This is a genomic window from Pseudoalteromonas rubra (genome assembly GCF_005887095.1).
Classification (GTDB): domain Bacteria; phylum Pseudomonadota; class Gammaproteobacteria; order Enterobacterales; family Alteromonadaceae; genus Pseudoalteromonas; species Pseudoalteromonas rubra_E.
In genome coordinates this window covers 1-356 of the sequence record NZ_PNCI01000158.1, presented here as the reverse complement: position 1 = coordinate 356, position 356 = coordinate 1, and the positions used below count along the sequence as shown (strand labels likewise).

Below are 356 nucleotides of genomic sequence, written 5' to 3'. Positions count from 1 at the left end.
ACCCACTTGCAGGTGTCCACCTAAAATTTGACGTGGAAATTGTAGATGTACGCGATGCCACCGCTGATGAATTAGCCCATGGTCATGTTCACGGCGAAGGAGGATGTGATCACGACCACGAATAGTTGTCTGTGACTCTTTAAAAAAGGCGCTTAAGCGCCTTTTTTTAGCTTTGTTCCTGAGCCGGTAAGTGAGCACTAATATGCTTAGCCAGATTATCAGCGTCATTACTGCCAACGCGATAAAATGTGCCGTCATGCAGCTCGATGGCTACAGCAGCAAAGCCACTGGCATTGTATACCCAGCCATCATGAGTAATGCGAATGCCCACCCCATGACGAAACGAGTTACTAACA

Annotated in this window: 2 pseudogenes; one reads left to right on the top strand and one right to left on the bottom strand. The window is 47.5% G+C overall.

Features of this window, described 5'->3' with window-relative positions:
• Positions 1–125: pseudogene (locus CWB99_RS24735) on the top strand (peptidylprolyl isomerase); the annotation flags it as partial.
• 41 nt (positions 126–166) lie between these two features.
• Here CWB99_RS24735 and CWB99_RS23705 read toward each other — a convergent pair.
• A pseudogene (locus CWB99_RS23705) lies at positions 167–356 on the bottom strand (hypothetical protein); the annotation flags it as partial.